Origin of the sequence: Bifidobacterium longum subsp. infantis ATCC 15697 = JCM 1222 = DSM 20088 (assembly GCF_000269965.1) — a bacterium.
Taxonomy (GTDB): domain Bacteria; phylum Actinomycetota; class Actinomycetes; order Actinomycetales; family Bifidobacteriaceae; genus Bifidobacterium; species Bifidobacterium infantis.
Genome location: NC_017219.1, coordinates 1,056,816 through 1,080,824 on the forward strand (window position 1 = coordinate 1,056,816; position 24,009 = coordinate 1,080,824).

The window sequence follows — 24,009 nt, forward strand, 5'->3', positions numbered from 1 at the left end:
TTCCCGCTGGCAGGAACTGGTACCACAGGTGACAGAGGGCGGTCCATATCGAAAGACCGCCCTCAGTCTCGCTTCGTTCGACAGCTCCCGCCAGCGGGAGCGGGGCGGTATTAGCGCAATGCCTTGCGCACGCCCTGTACAGTCTGCAGCGTCTTGTAGAAGACCTTCTTGATGGGTACGTCGCGGGCGGGGGCCACCGGGGTGATTTCCTCGGTGAACTTGCACTTGAACTCGTTAAGGCCCTTGAGAGACGGCGCGAAGTCGGAGCCAATGCCCATGAGATCGTATTCAGTAATACCCTGCGAGCCTAGGATGCAGCATTCGGAATACAGCAGCTTGTCGGTCACATGCAGACGCATAACCTCGTTGCGCATGCCGGCATAGTAGCGCACCGCATGTGTGCCGTTCACGGTGACAATCGACCATGCCACCACACGGTCTTCAATACGTGCGGCGAACACACGGCAATGGTCGGCACCCAACGCGCCGATCATATCGGAATAGTCGCTCATCGGAGCAGGCGTGAATCCATCGCGCTGGCCGGTCTCGACCATCACATCGTAATATTCGGAGAAATCGGCCAGCGCCTTATCCGTCTCATCGGCAACCTCGGCCGGGCACTCGCGCAGAGACTTGCGCACGTCACGGCGTCCACGACGCTTCATCCGAGCCAGAATCTCATCATCGCCACCGGTGACGTCGATGATCACGGTCTGGTCGTACGGCACTGTGGAGAGCACCTTCTCCGTACCATCGGCGAACCAGGTGTCGATACGCAGGAACGCGATGTTCTTGTCGGCCTTCTTGACGGTGTCCATGATGGCGTCGACGACCTCGCGCTCCTCAGCCTCGGTGGGCTTGGCGACCCACGCCGGCCCATGCATCGAGCGCAGATAATGATAACCGTGCGTCTCAAAATCGATAAAGGAGATCACGGCGACCAATTCACCATCACGCTTGATCAGATAATCGCCCCATGGTGTGCGTCCGTCGATATCCGCCTGAAAACCAGACCAAACCTTGGTCTGTTCGATAGGCAACGTGATGCCGGCCTTCTCGGCTTCGGCTTCCAGTGTGGCTCCGTCAACTTTCTCCAACGTGATCATTACGATTCAGCTATCCTTTTTCGTTCGTATCCGTATGTCGTGTTTCTGGTTTGGTCGTATTGCGCGTGATCTGATGTGGGCCAATCGGGATCCGATCAGGATCTGATTGGCCGGAATCCCGTCACAAGCCAAACATGCGTTCGACGACGTGATCGTCGCCGTCGAACGGCACATGCTTGTGATGGTCCTTGATCCAACGCTCGTTGCCCTTGCCGATAATCAGCAGGATGTTGAATCGGTCGGCGTGCGCACGGGCATCGTAAATGGCGTTGGTGATGGCCGTCGGACGGTCGGAAATCACCGTGGAGGCCACATCCTTGTTCGTGATGTAGCCTTGCATTTCCATGCAGATGTCGATGAACGGCTCGGTGTCCGTATCTTCGGCGGTGAAAATGAAGTTCGCGATACGGTTCTCGGCAGCCTCGACGATTTCCTTACGACGATCGTAGGCCTTGTTGCCGGCCGATCCGGTCACCAGCGTGATACGCGGGTTTTCCTCGCCCCAACGCTCGTAGACGAAGTCAAGCAGCGCGGTGACGGATGCGTAGTTGTGCGCATAATCGACGATGGCGAGCGTGTTCGACTGCGGATCGCGGAACTGTTCCATACGGCCGGCGATACGTACGGATTCGATGGCGTGCAGTGCGCCGGCGTCATCGAGCGATACGCCAGCCGCATGGGCGATGGCGATGGCCGCCGCCGCATTGAGGTAGTTGAAGTCGCCATCGATGGACAGATGGTAGTCGCCAAGGGTCTGATCTCCGTCGGCGATGTGGAAGGAGGCGTGCGCCGTGTCGGCGGGCCAGGCGACGACGTCCGCACTGGTGCCGGCATTATCCGCGTCATGCAGGGCGAAGGTGGTTGCGCCGATGCCGGCTGCCGCCGCGTCCTCCCGCAACAGATCGGCGTGCAGACTGTCCGCGCCGAGTACCAGCGACTTCGCGTTGGCGATGATCTGGCGCTTGCAATACAGGTAATCCTCGAACGTGGGGTGTTCGATCGGACTGATGTGGTCGGGGGAGATGTTGAGGAACGCGGCCACATCGAAAGTCAGGCCATAGACGCGGTCCACCTTGTACGCCTGGGAGGAGACCTCCATCACCAGATACTCCATGCCGTTATCGGCCGCCTCGCGCATCATGCGGAAGGCGTCCATCGATTCGGGCGTGGTCAGATCGGACTCGACGTAGGTGTGGCCGTCAAGGCAATTATCGACCGAGGAGAACAATGCGGCCTTGCCACCGGAGACGGCGTTGATAAGCGCCTGCGTGAAGTACGAGGTGGTCGTCTTGCCCTTGGTGCCGGTGACGCCGATGACCGTGAGCTCGTTCTGCGGATATCCGTAGAACGCGGCGGACAGCAGGCTCATCGCCTTGCGTGCGTCGTTGACGATCAGGCCGGGGGCGGCGGTTGCGGCTGAGTACTCGGTTTCGGCCACGTATGCGGCCAGGCCGGCTTCGTCGATGCCGTTCAGATACTCGGCCTTGAATCGGCCCTTGCAGCACAGCAGGGTGCCCGGCGTGACCTTGCGGGTGTCGTAGGTGATGCCGGCGAACGGTTCATCCGTCGAAGCGATACGGGCCGGGTCGTCGGTCCAGACATCCCCTTGGATGATTTCACGCAGCAGATGGTGTTCCTTGAGCAGGTCAGCGGCCGAAGCCAAAGTCAAAGCCATAATTGTTTCTCCCTATTATCTAGCCGATACGCCATTCTACAGGTGGGGTGCAGCGTGTTGTGGCTCACACGTCATCGACCACGATATGGGCACATGATTTGATTAGAATGGTGAACCGTGACGACAAGCGAAGCAACTACGCAATCCGGGCAGTCGGCCGGATCGGGCGAGTCCATGGCAGCCAAGCGCGCCAGATTCGAGCAGCTCGCCATGCCCGCCGTCAATGCACTGTACCGGCAGGCGATGAGGCTGACCAACAATCCCGATGACGCGCAGGATCTGGTCCAGGACACCTTCGAACGCGGGTTCAAGGCCTTCGACTCATTCCAGCCGGGCTCCAACTTCGAGGCGTGGATGACCACCATCGAGCGCAATGCCTACTTCAACCAGTATGCCAAGGCCAAGCGGCGCCCGCAGCGTGCCAACGACTCCACTGGCGAATACGACGATTGGGACATCTACGATGCCGCCGAACATACGTCGGAGGGGCTCAAGTCCGCTGAAGAGGAATATTTGGACGCCTTCGCGCCCGAGGAAATCATGGCCGCGCTCGCCAAACTCTCGCCGGAACGCCGGCAGGTGTTCATCGACGCCGCCATCGACGGCAAGTCCTACCAGCAGGTGGCCGATGAGCAGGGCGTGAAAATCGGCACGGTAATGAGCCGCCTGAATCGCGCCCGCACGCAACTCAAGCGTGAGCTCGCCTCGTATGCGAAAGAGCGCGGGTACGTGACTGGTTCGTCGGCTGGTTCACCATCCGCGAAGTTGAGCGAAAACGTTGGTCGAATCGCCGATTCCGGCCATAATGAAAGTAGTGGACAAACTGTTGGCAGCAATGGCGACACGCAAGCCGTAGTGAGACATAGTCATGCGACTCACGCCCACACGCCACAACAGTCAAGCAAGCTTTCGGGAAAGGAGATCTGATGAACGATCAGCCGGTAGAGCGTACTCGCCATATCTCCATAACCCGTACGGCGGCCGATGGCACGGTAAGCCAGACCGAAGTGCATATCACGGCGGTGCATCATCGTTCAGTAGATACCGGCTCGGCCGCTGCGTCGGTCCAGACAGACGTGCATATCGTTACGGAGGGCGACTGTTTTGACCCCCGTACCTGCTGCGACGAGCGTGAACAGGCGTTGATTGCCGCGTTGCGTGCCTACTTGCGCCCGGATGTGGCGCCCGAATGTCTGATGGCCCGGCTCAAGGCCACGCTTGATCACTGCTGCGGCGAAGATAAGTAACGACATATACAACAAGGCCCGTCTGATGTATCATCAGACGGGCCTTGAGCGTTCTATAAGAAACGCGAAGAATCAGGCGTTAGGACGCTTGCCGTGGTTGGCGGCCTTCTTACGACGATCCTTGCGCTTACGTCCGCGCATGCCCATGATGGACTCCTTTGCTGCAGTAAAAAAATAAGCCTTCGGAATTATGCCACATAAGTACGACGTGATGCAACACGGGTGTCCATGTGGCGATGATCGTCAGGCTTGGTTATTCGGTTTTTCAGATTTGTTCGGCGTGGAAGGTGACCACGGTGGTGTAGTCATCGCCCGGCTCGAGCACAACCAGATCCTTGCCGGTGCGGAAGGCGTCGGCGTAGGCGGTCATCGGTTCGACGGCCACGCCGGCCTGACGAGCCTTCTCGCCGATTTCGTTGCCGGTGCACACCTGCCAGGAGTTGATGGTCTTGTCGCCGGTCAGCGTGACCTTGATGCCGTCGGGGCGGGTGAACACGGCGGAAGTGCTGCCATCTTCACCGCGGTTGGTGATATCGGTCCAGGCATCGTCGAAGCCACGTCCCTCCAGCGTGGGGTTATCGCGCAGGTCGAAGATGCCGGAAACCGGCTCTTCACCGGTGGGCAGCAGGTGTTCGTCTACGGTCACGTGGGTATCGCAGTGCAGCTCAAGACGGCAGGACTCGTTGTCGGCGGTAATGGCCTGACCGGTGGCGTGCTTGCCGTTTGCCAGCCACGGGTGGATGCCAAATGCCCATGGGGCCTTCACGCTGTCGTTGTTGTGCACGGTGAAGGTTTCCGTGAGACCGTTCTCGTCAAGTGCATAAGTGGCGGTGATGGTGATATCAAACGGGTAGCCGGCGATGTCGGGGGAGCGCCAGGAGAGCGTCACATGTGACTCCTGCAAATCAACGAGCTCCCACATGTAGCGGTAGGCGTAGCCGTGCAGGGAGGATTGGCGGTCGAACTCGTCGATCGGCATCTGGTAGTCTTCGCCATCGAAAGAATACTGACCATTGGTCACGCGGTTCGGGTACGGTGCCAGCACCCAGCCGTTGCAGCAGGGGATGACCTTGTTCGGGTCGAAGGGGACGATGAGGTCTTCGCCGCGCCACTTCAGCTCGCGCAGGCTGGCACCCATTTCGGTGACGACGGCACCCCATTCGCCGGCCGAGATGACATATTGGTTACCAGTGCGAGGCTTCAAAGCCATAGTGCACACTCCTTGGTGAAACAGATTGTTACCGCTCACAATCGTATCGCACAAGTCCCAAGACGCGGCGGCACATAAGGATAAATAATTGGCTCCCCTCTGGCGGGGAGCCAACGTAACGGAACTACTTCTGGGCTACTTCGTAGCGGACCACAGTGGTGTAGTCGCCGTTGGGGGCGAGCGTCACCAAGTGGTCACCAGTGCGGAAGGCATTGGCCGGGGCGGTCATCGGTTCGACGGCGATACCATACGGATGCTCGGAGAACGGCGCGCCAGTGGCGGTGTAGCACTGCCAAGCATTGATCGTCTCATCGCCAATGAGCTTCACTTCAATACCGTCCGGGCGGGTGAATGTGGTGGTGGTCGTACCATCGGCGGCACGCTCCACGTCGACCCAGGCATCATCAAAGGCGCGGCCTTCGAGCGTCGGGCCATCGTTCAGGTCGTAGATGCCGGTAACCGGTTCGGTGCCGGTGGGAATCAGCGCCTCGTTCACCGTCACATGACTGTCGGCCTTAATCTGCAGGTGGCAGGCGGCGGAGTCGGCATCGCGTTCGGCGACAGTCGCGCCCTGCTTGCCGTTGGCCAGCCACGGATGCAGGCCGAGAGCCCACGGTGCCGGCTCGTCGCCATCATTGCGGGCATTGACGGTCACGGTCATGCCGTTGTCGCCGAGTTCGTAGGTGACGGTCACGGTCACATCGAACGGGTATCCGTCCAGGTTGGGGAAGCGCAGCGAAAGCGTCACGGCGCTATCGGTCAACGATTCAAGCTTCCACATGTAGTGGTAGGCGTATCCGTGGTTCGCATTGTTGCGCGGTGCGGGATGATATTCGTTAACCGGCGCGCAGTAATGCTTGCCATCGAAATCGTATTCGCCGTTTTCGATGCGATTCGGCCACGGGGCCAGCACATAGCCGTTACAGGTGGGGGTCAGGTCGTTGACGCCGAACGGGCAGAAAATTTCCTTGCCTTGATAATCGAATCGGCGAATCTTGGCACCGAGTTCGCAGATGACGGCGGAATAATCGCCATAGTGAATCGAATACTGATTTCCGGTGCGTGGTGTTTTACTCGTCATGGAATCACTCCCGTAGTGAGGTTGGTGAGCCGGTAGCTCCTGCTATCGCTGGCTCCAGTCTAGCGCGTCTCCTCTATCGAGGCGGGGATTGGCGATAGCCGGCATATAATAAACAATTCGTACAGACACGGTAGCAATACGTGGAGTGACGAGTCTCACACCATCATGCGAGAAGCACGTGGATTCCTTGGAAACCGGTGATTCGTGGGAGACACGGAATAGTTGTGACGGCAGATTCCTGTAATCCCTGCCTTACACTGGAAAACACTATTGACGTTCAGGAGGTTCCGATGACCAAAAGCGTTGTGCTCGCTGATCCGCGAGGCTTCTGCGCGGGTGTGGACCGTGCGATTCTTACCGTACAGACCATTCTCAAAGCCGCGGAGGCTTCCGGAAAGCGGACGCGCGAGGATGGGCTGCCCCCGGTATATGTGCGCCGGCAGATCGTGCACAACAAGCATGTGGTCGAGGACTTGGCCGGGCAAGGCGCGGTGTTCGTCCAGGAATTGGCGGAGATTCCGGATGCTGCTGCCCAAGCGGGTATTCCGGTGGTGTTTTCCGCCCATGGCGTATCTCCGGTAGTGAAGGCGGAAGCCGAACGTCGTGGCATGCATGTGGTGGATGCCACCTGCCCTCTGGTGGGTAAGGTGCACCGTGAGGTGCTGCGTTTCGTGCGCAAGGGGTATGAAATCGTCTATATCGGGCACAAGGGCCACGATGAAGCAGTCGGCGTGGTGGGGGAGAACCCCGAACATGTGCACTTGATCGAGCATGAATCGGATGTCGATTCGTTGGATTTTGCGCCCGACACCAAGTTGGTGCTGCTCTCGCAGACCACGTTGAGCGTGGATGAGACCGCCGGCACCATTGCCGCGCTGAAGGCCAAGTTCCCGTGGATTCAAGAGCCGCCGAGTTCGGATATCTGCTATGCCACGTCGAATCGTCAGGCTGCGGTCAAACTGGTGGCCCAGCAGTCCGATTGCGTGGTGATTGTCGGATCGGCCAACTCCTCGAATTCCGTGCGACTGATGGAGGTGGCGCAGGAGGGCTTGGGGAAGCGCGGCAAAGCGTATCGCGTGGATGATGCCAGCGAGCTTGATCCGGCGTGGTTCGTCGGACTGGAGTCCGTGGGTATCTCCTCAGGTGCCTCCGTGCCGGACGAACTGGTGTCCGGTGTGATTGACGCTCTGCAAAACTTGGGTTTCACCGGTATGAAGTCCATCGAAACCATCAAAGAAAACATGCACTTCGTGTTGCCGGCGGAGTTGCGTAGGAAGAAATAGTCATCCTTGGCTCCCCTCACCGAGGGAAGCCAAGAACGGTCACCACGTGCCGATTGGTGCGGCAATGGCGTTCATCACCTTCAGCAGGTCCTGCGGGTTCACCCCCACGGACAGTCCGCGTTTGCCGCCGGAGACCAGAATCTGGTCGAATTGCAGGGCGCTTTCATCCAACACAGTCTTATGACGTGTCTTCTGGCCTAACGGCGAGATGCCACCTACCACATAGCCGGATTCACGCATCGCGACCTTGGGATCGGCCATAGAGGCCTTCTTGGCACCTACGGCTGCGGCCAATGCCTTCAGGTCCATATGTCCGCTGACTGGTACCACGCCTACCACACGCTCCGAACCGGTGTCCGCCATTAGGGTTTTGAACACCTGATGCTCGTCGAAGCCGAGCTTGGTGGCCGCTTCCACGCCGTAGCCGTCATCCATATGGTCGTTGGAGTGCTCGTATTCGTATACGTGGAATTCCACGCCCGCCTTCTCCAGTTGGACTGTCGCCGGAGTGGAACCCACGCCCTTATCATGCTTGCTTTTCTTTGCCATGATTACCGTTCTACTACGAAGAGACCCCCGCACAAGGCGGGGGTCTCACAGCTTAGTTCTCAAACGAACCGTAGCGGCCTAGACCGCAGTGGTTCACTCGGAGATCTCAGCGAAGTACAGCAGGGTACGGATCATGTTGGAGGTGAAGCCGTACTCGTTGTCGTAGAAGGACACGGTGCGAGCCAGGGTCACGCCGTCAATGGTGTTGACGTCGGTCTGGGTCGGGTCGAACACGCCACCGTGGGTGTCGCCGAGAATGTCGGAGGAGACGATGCCCTCATCGTTGTAGCCGTAGTACTCGGTGTCGGAGAAGGCAGCCTTGAAGGCTTCGTTGATCTCGTCGGCGGTGGTCTCGGTGTTCAGCACGGTGGTCAGCTCGGTGACGGAGCCGTCCGGGACCTGGACGCGCTGGGCGTGGCCCTGCAGCTTGCCGTTCACGGACGGAACGACCTTGCCGATGGCCTTGGCAGCGCCGGTGGAGTGGGCGATGGTGTTGATGGCGGCGGCGCGCAGGTTGCGGCCGGTCTTGGTGCCACGCGGGCCATCGAGCAGCATCTGGGTGCCGGTGTAGGCGTGGATGGTGGTCATGAAGCCGGCCTTGATGCCGAACTTCTCGTCCAGCAGCTTGACCATGGCGGCCATGGAGTTGGTGGTGCAGGAGCCGGCGGAGACGATCACGTCGGAAGCCTTGAGGATGTCGTGGTTCACGCCGAACACAACGGTCGGGGTGGTGTCATCCTTGGCCGGGGCGGAGATCAGGACCTTCTTGGCGCCAGCGTTGATGTGAGCCTGGGACTTCTCGGCGGAGGTGTAGAAGCCGGTGCACTCGAGCACGTACTCGACACCGTCGTTCTTGACCCACGGAATGTTGTTGGCGTCCTTCTCGGCGTAGACCTTGTATTCCTTGCCGTCGACGATGATGGAGTCTTCGGTGGCCTTGACGTCAACCGGAGTGCCATCGTCATGACGGAAGGTGCCGTGGGTGCTGTCGTACTTCAGCAGGTAAGCCAGGGTAGCCGGGGTGGTCAGATCGTTGATGGCGGCAACTTCAATGTCACCAGCCTGGCCGCCGCGAGCCTGCAGCTCGAAGATGCGACGGAAGGCGAGACGACCAATGCGACCGAAGCCGTTGATACCAATCTTAACTGTCATGTAATTCTCCCTTGTAGGGTGGCCTTGGCGCGCTTTGGCACACCGGGCCATTGTTTACCAACAGTTGCTACTGTAATGCCGACTCTGTACACATGGCAACGTTTCAGCGTGCGTTTTGGGCAAAAATGCCGTATTTTTTGTGAGCGCTCACAATTCGGATTGCCCGCAACCGGCATGTGATTTTCCTCTCCTTTGGAGGAATGTCTTGAATCATCACGAGCAAGCGCACGATACACGAGTCAGCGAACCAGCAGCTTGGACACTGCGGTGTCCAGCTCGCCGATATCGCCGCCAAATTCGTGAAATCGGCTCACCTGAGGCAATGCCACCTCGATGGGGAAAGTGACGATCAGTGTGCCGTGTTCCACGCTGATGGCCGCGTCCACGCCGTCGCGGAACTCGTTGCTGACGCCTTGCACCACCGTATTGGTCAGCGTGCCGTTCTTGAGCTCGTATTTCAGCCCCGGTTCGTTCACGCCAAGCGAAACATCGGAGTGGGAGAACGCCGACACCATACGGCCGTCCTCGGGCACTGGATGCGCGGGGAACGAAAGCCTGCCATCGGTGATGGCCGTGACGATGAGCCCGTCACCATACAGGTACCCGCTTGCCCCATGCCGGGCCAATAATGCCATCAGTTGAATGCCGGAAATCGTATGGTCAATGCGGCCGCCCAAACCGCCATAGACATGGAATTCGCGGCAACCCGCCGACCAACCGACCTTCAGCGCGGAAAGCATGTCCGGGTCGTCCTTCAACGCGGGCAGCGCGATGGTGCGCACATCAGTGCGAGGCGGCCGGCCCTCCAGCGAATCGAAATCGCCCACCACCACATCGGGCACGATGCCCAACTCGCGCGTATGGTCGAGCCCGCCATCGGCCGCCACCACATACGCGCCGGCCGGCACCACGGGCGTGCCCGCATAGTATTCGCCCGCACCAAAAATCACGCATACCTGAGCCATGATGCCCACTGTAGCCGGTATCCACCCACCGACACACGGGCCGCGAATGTCCGGGCGTGTGGTAGGATTCCTATTTGGCTTGAGAAATCAAGAAAGCGGGGCAACCCCACCTGGAAGCCTTTCAAGGCCTCGGGTTCAAGGCAAACAGCCTAGCGATTGCGATATACAACGCGCAATCAGGAATGACGCAAAGAACTGATATGTGTCTGCAGAAGCTGAGCGCATATTGGCGCTGGTTTTGGCTTGCCATGAACCCAAAGCATTGAACAGGACTCCAGCAAAGGACCTCGCCACGGAATTAAAGTAGAGGATTGGAGTCATCATCAGCGACGAACCACGTATTAACGACGAGATTCGCGTCCCGCAGGTACGCCTGATCGGCCCGAAGGGCGAGCAGGTGGGCGTCATCGCGACTTCCGTCGCGCTGAACCTGGCCAAGGAGGCAAACCTCGATCTCGTCGAGGTGGCCCCGAACGCGAAGCCTCCGGTCGCCAAGCTCATTGATTACGGCAAGTTCAAGTACAACGAGAAGATCAAGGCTCGTGAGGCTCGCCGCAACCAGAGCACCGCGGAAATCAAGGAGATTCGTTTCCGCCTGAAGATCGACGACCACGATTTCGACGTGAAGAAGGGCCATGTGACCCGTTTCCTTAACGGAGGCGACAAGGTCAAGGTCACCATCATGTTGCGCGGTCGTGAGATCTCCCGCCCGATTGGTGGCGTGGAACTGCTGCAGCGTTTGGCCGACGATGTCGAGGAATACGGCACCGTCGAGTCCAAGCCGAAGCAGGAGGGCCGCAACATCATCATGACCCTTGCGCCGAAGGGCAAGAAGGTCCACACCCAGTCCGAGCAGCGTCGTCGTGGCGCCGAGTCCCGCGCCGAGCGTCAGGCTCGCCAGGCGGCTCGTCTCGCGGCCAAGCAGGAGTCTCAGGCTCAGGCCGCGGCCGACGCGCAGTCCGCGATTTCTCAGAAGACTTCCGACAAGAAGCAAACCAGCAAGGAGGGCAGCAATGCCGAAGATGAAAACTAATTCCGCCGCTTCCAAGCGCGCCAAGATCACCGGCACCGGCAAGGTGAAGCATGTCGGTTCCGCCATGCGCCACAACCTCGAGCACAAGTCCGCTCGCAAGCGCCGTGAACTGTCCGCCGACGATGTGCTGCGCGGCGGCCAGGCCAAGAAGCTGCACCAGCTTCTGCAGAAGTGAACATAGGGCTTACCCGGAAATAATAAGACTTTAGAAAGCTGAGGAATAGATTATGGCACGTGTCAAGCGCGCAGTGAACGCCCACAAGAAGCGTCGCGTTGTTCTCGAGAGGGCTTCCGGCTACCGTGGCCAGCGCTCCCGCCTGTACCGCAAGGCCAAGGAACAGCTGCTGCACTCCTTTAACTACAACTTCCGCGACCGCAAGGCTCGCAAGGGCGATTTCCGCAAGCTGTGGATCCAGCGCATCAACGCTGCCGTCCGCGCTGAGGGCATCACCTACAACCGCTTCATCCAGGGCCTGCGTCTCGCCGGCATCGAGCTGGATCGTCGCGCTCTGGCTGAGATTGCCGTCTCCGACCCGAACACCTTCAAGACCATCGTGGACGCCGCCAAGGCCGCCCTGCCTGAGGACGTCAACGCTCCGGTTGAGGCCTGATTGCTTGAAGTCGTGACTTCACACTAGAAACCCCGCTTCCGAGCGGGGTTTCCTATTATCAGTCCCCTCTGACGAGGGGGCTCTCGCGCAGCGGGTGGGGGAGAGAACAAACTCATGACCAACGGATTCACCAGACTCACCGAGCAGTTCCTCGTCCACATCGGTGTGGAGCGAGGACTCGCCACGGCCACCGTCACCGCCTACGAATCCGACATCGCCAAATACATTGATTGGCTCGAAACCCGCGGCATCCACGAACCGGACGCCATAACCAAACAAGACGTCGAAGACTACATCGCCGCCCTTGACCAGGCGGGGGAGTCCGCCCGCTCCAAAGCCCGAAGACTGGCCTCGATCCACGAATTCCATCGCTTCGCGCTCGGTCAGCACGCGGTGACTGCCGACGTTTCTGCCGCAGTCAAGGCACCCAAAGGTGCCAGCACCCTGCCTGACGTACTCACCGTGGACGAGGTAACCCGTCTGCTCGACACGGCGGCAGTCGGCGGATCAACCGATCCGGTGGTATTGCGGGACAAGGCCCTGCTCGAATTCATGTACGCCACCGGCTGCCGCGTCTCGGAAGCCACCGGCACGAATCTGGACGATATCGACCTGGACGAGCACATCGCGCGACTCATGGGCAAGGGCTCCAAGCAGCGGCTTGTGCCATTGGGCAGCTACGCATGCCGGGCCATCACCGCATACCTCAATGCGGGGCGTGGCGAGCTGGAACGGCGCTCCAGCGCCAAGATTCCCGAGAGACGCGCACTGTTTCTCAACAAACGTGGCAAGCGCATCTCGCGGCAATCGGTATGGGAAATCGTCAAAGCAACCGGGGAACGGGCCGGCATCACCAAACCACTCCATCCGCACACCCTGCGTCATTCGTTCGCCACGCACCTGATTCAGGGTGGCGCGGACGTGCGTACCGTGCAGGAACTGTTGGGGCATGCCAGCGTGACCACCACGCAGATCTACACGCATGTCAGTCCCGAAGCGCTTATCGAAACCTATCTCACCGCCCATCCTCGGGCGCGATGACCGATGTCTGGCGAGGTGATGAGACGGGTTGTCCGCGATATGTCGAAGCAACGTGTTTGCGGCGATATTGGCGAACGGATAAGAGTACGCTGGTCAGGTGAGATCAGGATTCGACGGAGGTCCAGGCATGGCAGATCGGCGTGGCGACCACGGGCAAGACGGCGCATTCCGTCAAGGCACGCTGCCCATGGACGAAGCGTATGTCGTTACACCACCCCGGAACATGGATATTGATAAGGTAGACAGTATGCCTACCGATTTGCTTGGACGTGAATACGAAACCTTCCCCGCACCCGAACCGCTGCAACAGCACGGTCCGGCGCGCGTCATTGCCATGTGCAACCAGAAGGGCGGCGTAGGTAAGACCACCAGCTCCATCAATATCGCCGGTGCGTTGGCCCAGTATGGCCGCCGCGTGCTTATCGTCGATTTCGATCCGCAGGGCGCCGCCACTGTGGGACTGGGCGTCAACGCGAATACCGTGGAGAACACGATTTACACCGCGCTGTTCGATATTTCCGTGGATCCACATGATGTGGTGCAGCACACCGCATTCGAGAACATCGATGTGATTCCGGCGAACATCGATTTGTCCGCCGCCGAGGTCCAACTGGTCACCGAAGTGGGCCGAGAGCAGATCCTGAACAGCGTGCTGCGCAAGCTCAAGTCGGAATACGATCTCATCATCGTCGACTGCCAGCCATCGCTCGGCCTGCTCACCGTGAACGCGCTTGCCGCAGCTGATGGCGTGATCATTCCCGTGGCCGCCGAATTCTTCGCCTTGCGCGGTGTGGCCCTGCTGATGCAGTCCATCGAAAAAGTGCAGTCCCGCATCAATCCCGCATTGGAAGTGGACGGCGTGCTCATCACCATGTACACCAAGACACTGCACTGCGAAGAGGTCTGCCAGCGCATTTACGAGGCGTTCAGCGAAAAGGTGTTCCACACGTTCATCTCCCGCTCCATCAAACTGCCCGATTCCACGGTTGCCGCCGCGCCCGTGGTGGTCTATGCACCTGAGCACAAGACATCAAAGGAATACCGTGAGGTGGCACGTGAGCTCATTGCTCGCGGCATCGTGGCGTAACGATTGTTTCGATAAACGATGAATGAGACTTCCCTTTCTCGGATCCCCTCTCTGAGGGAAGCTGGCTCGCGTAGCGAGGCTGAGGGGAGCTCCGCGGAAGCCGAAATCAGCACGGAGGAATCCGCCACCTCCGGCTTCCAAGTCAACCTCGAAGTCTATTCCGGTCCGTTCGATGCCTTGCTCGGCATGATCGCCAACAACAAACTCGAGCTGACCGAAGTTTCTCTCTCCTCGATCACCGAGGAATTCCTGACATACGTGCGGGGGCTCGATTTCACGAAAAACATGGATGAGGCCAGCGCCTTTCTCGATATCGCCTCTATTCTGGTCGAGGCCAAAAGCGTGGCGATTCTGCCCGGCAGCGAAGACAGCCAGCACGATGAGCAAAGCCTTGAAGCACTGCGCGAACGCGATTTGCTGTTCGCCCGACTCCTCCAATACCGCGCCTACAAGCAGGCCGCAGGTGACTTCCGGGCGCGTATCGCCGCCAACTCCGGCCGATTCCCGCACCCGGCGGCCATGGACGAGGGCATTGCCGCCATGCTGCCTGAGCTGGTATGGACGCTGACCCCGCTCGAACTCGCCCAACTGGCCGCCCAGGTCATCGCCAACGCGCCCGCCTCCGAAGTATCGATTCACCAGCTGCACGTGCCGCTGGTCGATCTGCGGGCCCAATCGCTGGTGGTGCGCGACCGACTGATCGCGGCACTGGAATTCAAGGGAGACCAGTCGATGTCGTTCAGCGAATTGACCCGGGACTGCACTTCTCGTATTGAGGTGGTGGCTCGGTTCATGGCCGTGCTCGTGTTCTTCAAACAAGGTGTGCTGCAGTATCAGCAAGATGGTCCGTTTGCCGAACTGCATCTGAGGTGGGTGCCCGGCGTAGACGAAACGATGAGCGACGTGAACATTTCCGAAGGCGATTTTGCGTAAGGACGGCGACTGGTGACTGAGCGGATTGACGCAACGAATGCAACCGAACACATGGCGGATACGGAATCGACGGCTGGATCCGCAAAGGCCGCGGTGAGGGGAGTGGAGGAGGCGCGTCCCCAATACGTGGATTTCACGGTAGACGTTTTTCCCGGCGGGCTGCCCGCATGTCTGGAAGCGATTCTGATGGTCTCCGACCAGCCGCAGACCGCCACCGAGCTGGCCCGTATTTTGGCATTGGACCGCAACACAGTCGAAGGGGCATTGCAAGCCCTGCACGATGACTATGAGGGCGATGAATCCCGTGGCATCCGCCCGCGCGGCTTCGAACTGCGCCGCACCGCTCGTGGCTGGCAGTTCGCCAGTCGCGCCGCGTTCGAGCCGGTCGTCTCATTATTCGTCACCGACGGCCAGACTGCGAGACTCAGTCAGGCCGCACTGGAGGCGCTTGCCATCGTGGCCTATCGCCAGCCCGTCACCCGAGCCCAAGTGGCCGCGATCCGCGGTGTCAACTCCGATGGCGTGATTCGCTCGCTCACGGTACGCGGCCTTATCAAGGAAGACGGCGTGGACCCCGAATCCCGCGCGGCCCTTTTGGTCACCTCCGAGTTCTTCCTCGACCAAATGGGACTGAAGAGTCTCGACGAACTACCCTCCCTGGCGCCGTTCCTCCCGCCCGTCGCCGAAATGACACAGTCGAAATCGGAAGACGCGGACGTGATTTCGTAGCGATTGGGGCCCGCTACCTGACCAATATTCGTGCGCTAGACCATCCAATATGTGATTTATGGTCATTGTGACTATAAGTAGTGCTATGCTCTCAATGCAGGGAGAACAACCGGTATGGAAAGAGGCATGGCATGGGATTCGGCAATGTGTCCGAGCGCCGCAGCGCACCGCCACAGGTCGGCGTGTCAGTGGTGATTCTGGCACTCGGCCCGAAAGGCGATACCGGCAACAGTGCCGCCGATTCCGGCAACGCCGCGAACTCGGCCCATTCCCGTCTCTGGTTGCCCTTGGTCAAGCGCGTCCGTCAGCCGTTCCTGGGCTGCTGGGCATTGCCCGGCGGCGACCTGCGCTCCGACCGGTCGTTGGAACAGTCTGCCTACGCGGCCCTCGAATCGACCACAGACCTGCACCCGCGATACCTCGAACAGCTGTACACCTTTGGAGGCCCGACCCGGTCTCATGGCGGATTACCCATGGTATCCGTCGTGTACTGGGCGCTCGTCGGCCAGACCGAGGCCGCGGGCTTCGAGGATGGTGACAACGTACGATGGTTCCCCGAAGACGAACTGCCCGAGCTGGCGTTCGACCATCGCCAGATCATCGACTACGCGCTGCTCCGCCTGCGCTCCAAAATCGAATACTCCGACGTGGCCACCCGACTGCTCGGCCCCACGTTCACCCTGCGCCAACTGCACGGCGTCTATGAGGCGATTGGCGGCGAAACCCTCGACTTGGCGAACTTCCGCCGCAAAATGCTTGCCTCGGGAGATCTTGAAGACACCGGGGAGAAGGTGCGCGAAGGCCGCCAACGACCGGCCACCGTCTACCGCTACATCCCCAAACGACTTGTCGAGAACGGTACGCCCCACGAATCCGATGGCGACGACATCGTGGAACTGTCCAGACAAGGCGAGCGTGAAGACGCTCTCGACGCGCTGATCCCATCCGCGCGCATCTGATTTTTCCCGCCGACCCGCTTCGGGCCGGCATCACAGACGTATATAGGAAAGGAACCGCTATGACCGCACTATCCACTGCGCCGTCCGTTGACGAGATCATCGCCAAGCTGGGCGCGCAAAGCACCTGCGATGCAGGACTGACCCAGGACCCATGGCACTTCGACACCACCACACCCAGCTACGGTCCCGGTGCCTCGATGCTCGACCGTCTGCCCGCCAACGCGCCGCGTCAGCAGGTGCTGCCGGACGAATACCGCAAGGCCTCCGACGAGGAGCTGCAGCAGCGCATCACCGACGCCAAGCAGCGTCTTGGCTCCAAACTGTTGATTCTGGGCCACTTCTACCAGCGTGACGAGATCATCAAGCACGCCGATTTCGTGGGCGACTCCTTCCAGCTGGCCAAGAACGCCACCGAACGCCCGGACGCCGACCACATCGTGTTCTGCGGCGTGCACTTCATGGCCGAAACCGCCGACATCCTCTCCACGCCCGAACAGAGCGTGACCCTGCCCAACCTGTCCGCCGGCTGCTCGATGGCCGATATGGCCAACATCGACCAGGTCCAGGAATGCTGGGACCAGCTCGGCGAGATCTGCGGCACCCAGCCGGACTCCGATGGCTTGCAGCAGATCATCCCGGTCACCTACATGAACTCATCCGCCGCGCTGAAGGCGTTCTGCGGACGCAACGGCGGCATCGTATGCACCTCGTCCAATGCGCACGCCGTGCTGGAATGGGCGTTCGCCCGCGGCAAGCGCGTGCTGTTCTTCCCGGACCAGCATCTGGGCCGCAATACCGCCCGCGCGATGGGCATTCCGCTGAACGAGATGCCGCTGTGGGATCCGTTCAAGGCACAGGGCGGCGCCGCCGATCCGGCCGACTACGCCCGCGCCAAGATGATTCTGTGGAAGGGCTTCTGCTCTGTGCACCAGCGCTTCACCGTCGAACAGGTCGAACGCGCCCGCAAGGCATACCCGGGCGTCAAGGTGATCGTGCACCCCGAGTGCTCGATGCAGGTGGTCGACGCCGCCGACGGCACTGGCTCCACCGCGTACATCGTCAAGGAGATTGCCAACGCACCCGCCGGATCCGCCATCGCCGTGGGCACCGAAATCAACCTGGTGAACCGTCTGGCCGCGCAGTACCCGGACAAGACCGTGTTCTGCCTGGACCCCGTGGTCTGCCCCTGCTCCACGATGTACCGCATCCACCCGGCTTACCTGGCTTGGGCTTTGGAGAACCTCGAAGCCGGCAACGTGGTCAATCGCATCACCGTGGACGAAGACACCGCCCGCGAAGCCAAGGTGGCGCTGGAGCGCATGCTGCGCGTTCACCCGTGACATGCTTCTAGCTCCCCCTCCCTGAGGGGAGCTGTCACCGTAGGTGACTGAGGGGGAGCGGATGACGCAAAAACAGAGGAAAGCAACACAATGAGCAACACTGAAATCGTCGTCGTGGGCGCAGGCGTCGCCGGACTGTCCGCGGCACTGGCCGTGGCCGGCACCGGACACGACGTGACCTTGGTAACCAAGGCCGAACTGGTGGAATCGAACACCTATCATGCGCAGGGCGGCATCGCTGCGGCCATCTTCTCCGACGACGACCCGAAGCTGCACGCCGCCGACACCATGGCCGCGGGCCACGGCCTGTGCGACCCGAAGGCCGTGGACATCCTCACCCGTGAGGGTGCGGAGCGCGTCCGCGAGTTCGCCGCGGCCGGCGTCCACTTCGACCGCGACGCGCAGGGACACATGCTGCGCGGCCTGGAAGCGGCTCATTCGCGCGCCCGCGTGGTGCATGCCGGGGGAGACGCCACCGGCAAAGTGCTCGAACTGGACGTCTCCGCCATGGTGCGCAAGAACCCGCGCATCCACATCATCGAGAACGCATTCCTCAAAGACCTCATCGTGCGGGACGGCCACATCGCCGGCGTCCGCCTGCTGATCGACGGGCAGGACAAGGATCTGTCCGCCGACCGGGTGATCTTGGCCGCCGGTGGAGCAGGCCGTATGTACCCGTACACCACCAATCCGCCGGTCGCCACCGCGGACGGCCTCGCCGCCGCATGGCGTGCGGGCGCCCAGGTCGCCGATCTGGAGTTCTACCAGTTCCATCCCACCGCCATGGCCGTGGGCGAGCACTTCCTCGTCTCCGAAGCCGTGCGCGGCGAAGGCGCGGTGCTGCTGGACGAACACGGCCACCGGTACATGAGGGACATCGATCCGCGCGCCGAACTCGCACCGCGCGACGTCGTGGCCCGCGAGAACTTCCGCGTGATGCAGGCGCAAGGCGGCAAGCCCGTGATGCTCGACGTGTCGCCGATGACCCGCGAGAACCCCGACCTGGCCAGCTTCCTGGCCCACCGATTCCCGACCATCGACGCCTATACGCGTTCGCTTGGCTTCGACTGGAGCAAGGAGCCGATCCCGGTGGCGCCCGCCGCGCACTACTACATGGGAGGCATTCGCACCGATCTGAACGCCCGGACCTCCATCCCCGGCCTGTACGCGGCCGGCGAATGCGCCCGCACCGGTGTCATGGGCTCCAACCGCCTTGCCTCCAACTCGCTGCTCGAAGGACTTGTCTACGGACGCCGCGCCGGTCTTGCCGCCGTCGCGGACGGTGACGACGCGGTCTGGGCACCCGAACCGTTCCTGAACTCCGCCACCGGTGCCGTGTTCGACCATGCGCCGATCGCGCTGGCCGCTCCTGCCGCTACGGCTGCTGCTGACGATACCGCCGCCGACAAGGTCTGGGACCGTACCCGCATCCAGAACACCATGTGGCATGGCGTCGGCGTGCTGCGCGACGAGGCCGGACTGAAAACCGCCATCGCCGAACTCGGCCAAGGCCTCGCCGCCGCAAACGCCCAGGCTGATGTAAACGCCGATGGTGCTGCAAGCAGCGTTGAGGCTTTGGAGAACCGCAACATGCTCACCGTAGGCTATGTGGCCGCCATCGCCGCGCTCGCCCGCACCGAGTCGAGAGGCGCCCACGCCCGCACCGACTACAGCGAGCCAGTCGACAACTGGGCCCACTCCGTCGCCTACATCAAGGACTAACCCATGCTCACATCACACATCATCCGCGTCGCCGTCGAAGCGGCGCTCGCCGAAGACGCGCCCTACGGCGACATCACCTGCGAGACCACCATCCCCGCGGACGAAACCGGCTCGGCCCACCTCACCGCACGCGAAAACGGCGTGATGAGCGGCATCGACGTGTTCGCCGCAGCCTTCGCCGCGCAGAACCCGGCCGTCACCGTCACCGCCGCCATCAAGGACGGCAAACGATTCCAGCGTGGCCAGGTACTCGCCACCGTGGAAGGTCCGGTACGCGACCTGCTCACCGCCGAGCGCATCGCCCTCAACTTCACCCAGCGCATGAGCGGCATCGCCACCATGACCGCCGCCTTCGTGGACGCGGTGAACGCCATCTACGGCGATGACTATGACGGACCCGTCACCCGGCCACGCCGCTACGAGCGCACCCGCATCGTCGATACGCGCAAAACCACGCCCGGCCTGCGCCCGTTCGAGAAATACGCCGTGGTCTGTGGCGGTGGCCACAACCATCGCTACGGACTGTCCGACGCGGTCATGATGAAGGACAACCATCTGGCGGCGCTCGCCGCGCGCGGCATCGACCTGGCCGGCGCGATCCGCCACGTGCGCGAACAGGTGGGCCACACCACGCATATCGAAGTGGAAGTCGACCGCCTTGACCAGATTCCCGCCGTGCTCGCCGGCGGAGCGGACACCATCATGCTGGACAATTTCTCGCTCGACGACACCCGTCGCGGCGTGGAGCTCATCGACGGCAAGGCCATCGTGGAAGCCAGCGGCAACATGAGCCTGGAGCGAGTGCCAGCCGTGGCCGCCACCGGCGTGGACGTGATCTCCGTGGGTGCGCTCACCCACTCCGTGCGTAGCATCGACCTCGGATTGGATTGGAACTAGTCATGGCCGATACCCCCAACACGTCCAGCGAAGCCGGCGAACTGTACCTGGACGCCGCCGCCACCGAACCAGTGAGCCCGGCAGTCATCGAGGCCATGACCCCGTTCCTGACTGAGGCCTACGCCAATCCGGCCAGTGTGCACCAGCCTGGCAAAACCGCGGCCCGCGCGCTGGACGCGGCCCGCGCATCATTTGCCGCGGCATTGGGCGCCCGGCCGGATGACGTGATCTTCACCTCAGGCGGCACCGAATCGGACAATCTGGCCATCAAAGGCATTGCCATGGCCCGCATGCGCAAGCTGGGCCTGCGGCCGGTCTACGGACTCGACGAAACCGATGGCAAACAGCTGGCAAGCAGCCGCCCGCGCATTATCATTTCCGCTATCGAGCACCCGGCCGTGGCCCAATCGGCGGCATGGCTGCACGAATGGTTCGGTTTCGAAGTCGTGCGCATTCCCGTGGATGCGCAAGCACATCTCGATCTCGACGCACTTGAACGCGAGCTCGACGGCGAGGCCAGCGAACGTACCACGATGGTCTCCACCATACTTGCCAACAACGAGGTCGGCACCGTGGAACCCGTGGAGGAACTGGTCCGCATCGCCCATGCGCACGGCGTGCCCATCCATGTGGACGCCGTACAGGCCGCCGGCCAGATTCCGATTCGTTTTCGTGACTGGGATGTGGACGCTCTGTCCGTATCCGGACACAAATTCGGCACGCCCAAAGGTCTGGGCGCACTGCTGGTACGCGGCCGCACGCCCATCGAACCGGTGCTGTCCGGCGGCGGGCAGGAACGCGGCCTGCGCTCCGGCACACAGAACGTGGCCGGTGCCGTGGCGCTCGCCATCGGACTCAATGAATCGAATGCGCGCATGCAGGCGCAGTACCGTGAATTGGTCGCGTCCCGAGACATGCTCATCGATGCGGTTCGCCGGGTCGTGCCCCGCGCCGACCTGACCGGCGACCCCGTGCGCCGTCTGCCCGGTCATGCCTCCTTCGTCTTTCCCGGCGTCACCGGCGAGGCGCTGCTCGTCGACCTGGACGCGCGTGGCATCGCTGCCTCATCCGGCTCGGCCTGCGCCATCGGGCGCCACGAGATTCCTGCCACGTTGCTGGCGATGGGCCTCGAACCGTCCGTCGCCAAATCGGCATTGCGCATGACGTTCCGCAGGCCATTGGCCCGCGAGCAGATCGAACGGGTCAGCCTGGCCCTCGAAGAGTCCTATGCCGGCCTGACCCGGCGTTGACCCGGCACCGTCGGGTCCGGCCCGGACAATCCGCGGGGGAGCGCTCGCCGTGTGGTCAAGCCGTGCAAGTATCATCGTGACGGTTTGTGTGCAGGTATACATAACACCTCAGAGTAGATACTCAAGTACTCGAGAACGCAAGTACCGAACGATTACGCAAAAGAATCAGCATTAAGAGAGGTTTCGATGGCGGTTCGTGGAGATATCCGTAATGTGGCGATTGTGGCTCACGTCGATCACGGCAAGACCACCCTGGTCAATGCCATGCTTCAGCAGTCGCACGTGTTTTCCGAGCGTGAGGAAGTGCCGGATCGTGTGATGGATTCCAACGATCTGGAACGCGAGAAGGGCATCACCATCCTCGCCAAGAACACGGCCGTGGAATACACCGGTCCGCTGGCCGCCAAGTACGGCCACCCGGAGGGCATCACCCTCAACATCATCGACACCCCCGGCCACGCCGACTTCGGTGGCGAGGTCGAGCGCGGCATCTCCATGGTCGACGGCGTCGTGCTGCTCGTGGACGCCTCCGAAGGCCCGCTGCCGCAGACCCGATTCGTGCTGCGCAAGGCCCTGGAGGCCAAGTTGCCGGTCATCCTGTGCGTGAACAAGGTCGACCGCCCCGACGCCCGTATCGAAGAGGTCGTCGGCGAAACCTCCGACCTGCTGCTCGGCCTGGCCGACGACGTGCAGCACGAGGGCATCGACCTGAACCTCGACCAGCTGCTGGAGATGCCGGTCATCTACTGCGCCGCCAAGGCCGGCTACGCCTCCGTGAACCAGCCCGCCGACGGTGGCCTGCCAGACAACGACAACCTCGAGCCGCTGTTTGAGGCCATCATCTCCACCATCCCGGCCCCCGAATACGAGGAAGGCGCCCCGCTGCAGGCTCACGTGGCCAACATCGATTCCTCCGACTTCCTCGGCCGACTCGGTCTGGTCCGTATCTACAACGGCACCCTTGAGAAGGGCAAGACCTACGGCCTGTCCCGTGTGGACGGCTCCCTCGAGAACTTCCGCGTCTCCGAACTGCTGCGCACGCAGGGCCTCGAGCGCACCCCGGTCGAGTCCGCGGGCCCCGGCGACATCGTGGCCGTTGCCGGCGTTAACGACATCATGATCGGCGAGACCATCGTCGACCCCAACGACCCGAAGCCGCTGCCGCTCATCCATGTGGACGATCCGGCCATCTCCATGACCTTCGGCACCAACGACTCCCCGCTGGCCGGCACCGAGGGCAAGGACCACAAGCTCACCGCCCGCATGATCAAGGATCGTCTGGACCGCGAGCTCATCGGCAACGTCTCCATCAAGGTGTTGCCCACCGACCGCCCCGACGCCTGGGAGGTCCAGGGCCGTGGCGAGCTGGCGCTGGCCGTGCTCGCCGAGCAGATGCGTCGCGAAGGCTACGAGCTGACCGTCGGCCGTCCGCAGGTGGTCACCAAGAAGATCGACGGCGTGGTCAACGAGCCGATGGAAAACACCACCATCGACGTGCCAGAAGAGTACATGGGCACCGTCACCCAGCTCATGGCCGACCGCAAGGGACGCATGGATGGCATGACCAACCACGGCTCCGGCTGGGTCCGTCTGCAGTTCACCGTGCCGTCCCGTGGCCTGATCGGCTTCCGCACCGCGCTGCTCTCCGCCACTCGCGGCACCGGCATCTCCTCCTCCATCTCCGCCGGCTACGCGCCGTGGGCCGGCGCCATCACCATCCGTCAGAACGGTTCCATGGTTTCCGACCGCAAGGGTATCGCCACCCCATACGCCATGCAGCGTCTGCAGGCCCGTGGCAACTTCTTCGTCGAACCGCAGTCCCCGGTGTACGAGGGCCAGGTCGTGGGCGTGAACAACAAGCCCGACGAGCTGGACGTGAACATCACGCTGGCCAAGCATATGACCAACATGCGTTCCTCCACCGCCGACGTGCTGGAGACCCTGACCCCGCCGATCAAGATGAGCCTTGAGGAGTCCCTGGACTTCGCCAACGAGGACGAGTGCGTGGAGGTCACCCCGGAGTCCATCCGCGTGCGCAAGATCATCCTCGGCCGTGAGGACTGGTACAAGTGGCGCGCCAAGCAGCGCCGCCAGAACGCCGCGCAGCAGGGTAAGTAATCTGGTGCGGCTGTAGCCACC

At 61.6% G+C, this 24,009-nt stretch carries 24 protein-coding genes; 16 read left to right on the forward strand and 8 right to left on the reverse strand.

From position 1 onward, the window contains the following. Window positions 1-110 precede the first annotated feature (110 nt). A complete protein-coding gene (locus tag BLIJ_RS04530) occupies window positions 111-1,106 on the reverse strand; it encodes a lipid II:glycine glycyltransferase FemX (protein ID WP_012577263.1) in 996 nt (331 codons plus the stop codon). Window positions 1,107-1,227: 121 nt separating this feature from the next. Beyond that, entirely contained in the window at window positions 1,228-2,781 is a 1,554-nt protein-coding gene (locus BLIJ_RS04535; protein WP_012577264.1) for a UDP-N-acetylmuramoyl-L-alanyl-D-glutamate--2,6-diaminopimelate ligase, read from the reverse strand. Between the two features lie 174 nt (window positions 2,782-2,955). Between BLIJ_RS04535 and BLIJ_RS04540 the strand changes: the two genes are divergently transcribed. Further along, the gene (locus BLIJ_RS04540) at window positions 2,956-3,708 is read left to right on the forward strand and encodes a sigma-70 family RNA polymerase sigma factor (RefSeq protein ID WP_012577265.1); all 753 of its coding nucleotides are present in this window, start codon (window positions 2,956-2,958) and stop codon (window positions 3,706-3,708) included. Beyond that, on the forward strand, window positions 3,708-4,028 hold the full coding sequence (locus BLIJ_RS04545; protein WP_007055264.1) for a hypothetical protein: 321 nt from the start codon (window positions 3,708-3,710) through the stop codon (window positions 4,026-4,028). Before BLIJ_RS04540 ends, BLIJ_RS04545 begins: the two co-directional genes overlap by 1 nt. A gap of 72 nt (window positions 4,029-4,100) precedes the next feature. On the opposite strand, the gene BLIJ_RS15365 is transcribed toward BLIJ_RS04545, so the two are convergent. The 3 genes from BLIJ_RS15365 to BLIJ_RS04555 all read right to left on the reverse strand — a co-directional run bounded on the left by BLIJ_RS15365 (window position 4,101) and on the right by BLIJ_RS04555 (window position 6,319). Continuing rightward, window positions 4,101-4,175, reverse strand: coding sequence for a 50S ribosomal protein bL37 (locus BLIJ_RS15365; RefSeq protein ID WP_003817083.1), 75 nt, complete (start codon window positions 4,173-4,175; stop codon window positions 4,101-4,103). A 118-nt stretch (window positions 4,176-4,293) separates the two neighbouring features. Next, window positions 4,294-5,238, reverse strand: coding sequence for an aldose 1-epimerase family protein (locus tag BLIJ_RS04550; RefSeq protein ID WP_012577266.1), 945 nt, complete (start codon window positions 5,236-5,238; stop codon window positions 4,294-4,296). A 124-nt stretch (window positions 5,239-5,362) separates the two neighbouring features. After that, on the reverse strand, window positions 5,363-6,319 hold the full coding sequence (locus tag BLIJ_RS04555) for an aldose 1-epimerase family protein (protein ID WP_012577267.1): 957 nt from the start codon (window positions 6,317-6,319) through the stop codon (window positions 5,363-5,365). Window positions 6,320-6,588: 269 nt separating this feature from the next. Here BLIJ_RS04555 and BLIJ_RS04560 point away from each other — a divergent pair, with 269 nt between their 5' ends. Then, window positions 6,589-7,602 (forward strand): 4-hydroxy-3-methylbut-2-enyl diphosphate reductase, encoded by a 1,014-nt coding sequence (locus BLIJ_RS04560; RefSeq protein WP_256756150.1) that lies wholly within the window; start codon window positions 6,589-6,591, stop codon window positions 7,600-7,602. A gap of 39 nt (window positions 7,603-7,641) precedes the next feature. Here the strand turns inward: BLIJ_RS04560 and ybaK are convergent, their stop codons facing one another. From ybaK to BLIJ_RS04575, 3 genes are all read right to left on the reverse strand, one after another. Then, on the reverse strand, window positions 7,642-8,151 hold the full coding sequence (gene ybaK, locus BLIJ_RS04565; RefSeq protein WP_014484731.1) for a Cys-tRNA(Pro) deacylase: 510 nt from the start codon (window positions 8,149-8,151) through the stop codon (window positions 7,642-7,644). Between the two features lie 93 nt (window positions 8,152-8,244). Further along, window positions 8,245-9,303 (reverse strand): type I glyceraldehyde-3-phosphate dehydrogenase, encoded by a 1,059-nt coding sequence (gap, locus tag BLIJ_RS04570; RefSeq protein WP_012577270.1) that lies wholly within the window; start codon window positions 9,301-9,303, stop codon window positions 8,245-8,247. 239 nt (window positions 9,304-9,542) lie between these two features. Further along, window positions 9,543-10,268: a thiamine diphosphokinase gene (locus tag BLIJ_RS04575; RefSeq protein ID WP_012577271.1), complete on the reverse strand. Its 726-nt coding sequence runs from the start codon at window positions 10,266-10,268 to the stop codon at window positions 9,543-9,545. A gap of 310 nt (window positions 10,269-10,578) precedes the next feature. Between BLIJ_RS04575 and infC the strand changes: the two genes are divergently transcribed. From infC to typA, 13 genes are all read left to right on the forward strand, one after another. Further along, window positions 10,579-11,301, forward strand: a complete 723-nt coding sequence (gene infC, locus BLIJ_RS04580; RefSeq protein WP_032682519.1) for a translation initiation factor IF-3 — start codon at window positions 10,579-10,581, stop codon at window positions 11,299-11,301. Continuing rightward, window positions 11,282-11,476 (forward strand): 50S ribosomal protein L35, encoded by a 195-nt coding sequence (gene rpmI / locus BLIJ_RS04585; protein ID WP_007052593.1) that lies wholly within the window; start codon window positions 11,282-11,284, stop codon window positions 11,474-11,476. The genes infC and rpmI overlap by 20 nt, the downstream gene beginning before the upstream one ends. A gap of 52 nt (window positions 11,477-11,528) precedes the next feature. Beyond that, entirely contained in the window at window positions 11,529-11,912 is a 384-nt protein-coding gene (gene rplT / locus BLIJ_RS04590) for a 50S ribosomal protein L20 (protein ID WP_011068013.1), read from the forward strand. Window positions 11,913-12,026: 114 nt separating this feature from the next. Further along, complete coding sequence (gene xerD / locus BLIJ_RS04595; RefSeq protein ID WP_012577272.1) at window positions 12,027-12,953, forward strand: site-specific tyrosine recombinase XerD; 927 nt, start codon at window positions 12,027-12,029, stop codon at window positions 12,951-12,953. 247 nt (window positions 12,954-13,200) lie between these two features. Further along, complete coding sequence (locus BLIJ_RS04600; protein WP_010080876.1) at window positions 13,201-14,040, forward strand: ParA family protein; 840 nt, start codon at window positions 13,201-13,203, stop codon at window positions 14,038-14,040. An 18-nt stretch (window positions 14,041-14,058) separates the two neighbouring features. Beyond that, window positions 14,059-14,973: a segregation and condensation protein A gene (locus BLIJ_RS04605; protein ID WP_012577274.1), complete on the forward strand. Its 915-nt coding sequence runs from the start codon at window positions 14,059-14,061 to the stop codon at window positions 14,971-14,973. 12 nt (window positions 14,974-14,985) lie between these two features. Beyond that, a complete protein-coding gene (gene scpB, locus BLIJ_RS04610) occupies window positions 14,986-15,702 on the forward strand; it encodes an SMC-Scp complex subunit ScpB (RefSeq protein WP_012577275.1) in 717 nt (238 codons plus the stop codon). A gap of 131 nt (window positions 15,703-15,833) precedes the next feature. Further along, window positions 15,834-16,661 (forward strand): NUDIX hydrolase, encoded by an 828-nt coding sequence (locus BLIJ_RS04615; protein WP_012577276.1) that lies wholly within the window; start codon window positions 15,834-15,836, stop codon window positions 16,659-16,661. A gap of 59 nt (window positions 16,662-16,720) precedes the next feature. After that, window positions 16,721-18,001, forward strand: coding sequence for a quinolinate synthase NadA (gene nadA / locus BLIJ_RS04620; RefSeq protein ID WP_012577277.1), 1,281 nt, complete (start codon window positions 16,721-16,723; stop codon window positions 17,999-18,001). A 90-nt stretch (window positions 18,002-18,091) separates the two neighbouring features. Next, window positions 18,092-19,723, forward strand: coding sequence for an L-aspartate oxidase (nadB, locus tag BLIJ_RS04625; protein WP_012577278.1), 1,632 nt, complete (start codon window positions 18,092-18,094; stop codon window positions 19,721-19,723). Window positions 19,724-19,726: 3 nt separating this feature from the next. Continuing rightward, window positions 19,727-20,620 carry a carboxylating nicotinate-nucleotide diphosphorylase gene (gene nadC, locus BLIJ_RS04630; protein WP_012577279.1) on the forward strand — a complete coding sequence of 298 codons (894 nt, stop codon included), beginning with the start codon at window positions 19,727-19,729 and terminating at the stop codon, window positions 20,618-20,620. 2 nt (window positions 20,621-20,622) lie between these two features. Further along, window positions 20,623-21,870, forward strand: coding sequence for a cysteine desulfurase family protein (locus BLIJ_RS04635; protein WP_012577280.1), 1,248 nt, complete (start codon window positions 20,623-20,625; stop codon window positions 21,868-21,870). A gap of 186 nt (window positions 21,871-22,056) precedes the next feature. Further along, window positions 22,057-23,988, forward strand: a complete 1,932-nt coding sequence (gene typA, locus BLIJ_RS04640) for a translational GTPase TypA (RefSeq protein ID WP_012577281.1) — start codon at window positions 22,057-22,059, stop codon at window positions 23,986-23,988. Window positions 23,989-24,009 lie beyond the last annotated feature (21 nt).

Bases quoted from the DNA above. Each gene is read 5' to 3' on its own strand.
- BLIJ_RS04530 (WP_012577263.1), bottom strand. From the start codon at position 1,106: ATGATCACGTTGGAGAAAGTTGACGGAGCCACACTGGAAGCCGAAGCC.
- BLIJ_RS04535 (WP_012577264.1), bottom strand. From the start codon at position 2,781: ATGGCTTTGACTTTGGCTTCGGCCGCTGACCTGCTCAAGGAACACCAT.
- BLIJ_RS04540 (WP_012577265.1), top strand. From the start codon at position 2,956: ATGGCAGCCAAGCGCGCCAGATTCGAGCAGCTCGCCATGCCCGCCGTC.
- BLIJ_RS04545 (WP_007055264.1), top strand. From the start codon at position 3,708: ATGAACGATCAGCCGGTAGAGCGTACTCGCCATATCTCCATAACCCGT.
- BLIJ_RS04550 (WP_012577266.1), bottom strand. From the start codon at position 5,238: ATGGCTTTGAAGCCTCGCACTGGTAACCAATATGTCATCTCGGCCGGC.
- BLIJ_RS04555 (WP_012577267.1), bottom strand. From the start codon at position 6,319: ATGACGAGTAAAACACCACGCACCGGAAATCAGTATTCGATTCACTAT.
- ybaK (WP_014484731.1), bottom strand. From the start codon at position 8,151: ATGGCAAAGAAAAGCAAGCATGATAAGGGCGTGGGTTCCACTCCGGCG.
- gap (WP_012577270.1), bottom strand. From the start codon at position 9,303: ATGACAGTTAAGATTGGTATCAACGGCTTCGGTCGCATTGGTCGTCTC.
- BLIJ_RS04575 (WP_012577271.1), bottom strand. From the start codon at position 10,268: ATGGCTCAGGTATGCGTGATTTTTGGTGCGGGCGAATACTATGCGGGC.
- rpmI (WP_007052593.1), top strand. From the start codon at position 11,282: ATGCCGAAGATGAAAACTAATTCCGCCGCTTCCAAGCGCGCCAAGATC.
- rplT (WP_011068013.1), top strand. From the start codon at position 11,529: ATGGCACGTGTCAAGCGCGCAGTGAACGCCCACAAGAAGCGTCGCGTT.
- xerD (WP_012577272.1), top strand. From the start codon at position 12,027: ATGACCAACGGATTCACCAGACTCACCGAGCAGTTCCTCGTCCACATC.
- BLIJ_RS04600 (WP_010080876.1), top strand. From the start codon at position 13,201: ATGCCTACCGATTTGCTTGGACGTGAATACGAAACCTTCCCCGCACCC.
- BLIJ_RS04605 (WP_012577274.1), top strand. From the start codon at position 14,059: ATGAATGAGACTTCCCTTTCTCGGATCCCCTCTCTGAGGGAAGCTGGC.
- BLIJ_RS04615 (WP_012577276.1), top strand. From the start codon at position 15,834: ATGGGATTCGGCAATGTGTCCGAGCGCCGCAGCGCACCGCCACAGGTC.
- nadA (WP_012577277.1), top strand. From the start codon at position 16,721: ATGACCGCACTATCCACTGCGCCGTCCGTTGACGAGATCATCGCCAAG.
- nadB (WP_012577278.1), top strand. From the start codon at position 18,092: ATGAGCAACACTGAAATCGTCGTCGTGGGCGCAGGCGTCGCCGGACTG.
- nadC (WP_012577279.1), top strand. From the start codon at position 19,727: ATGCTCACATCACACATCATCCGCGTCGCCGTCGAAGCGGCGCTCGCC.
- BLIJ_RS04635 (WP_012577280.1), top strand. From the start codon at position 20,623: ATGGCCGATACCCCCAACACGTCCAGCGAAGCCGGCGAACTGTACCTG.
- typA (WP_012577281.1), top strand. From the start codon at position 22,057: ATGGCGGTTCGTGGAGATATCCGTAATGTGGCGATTGTGGCTCACGTC.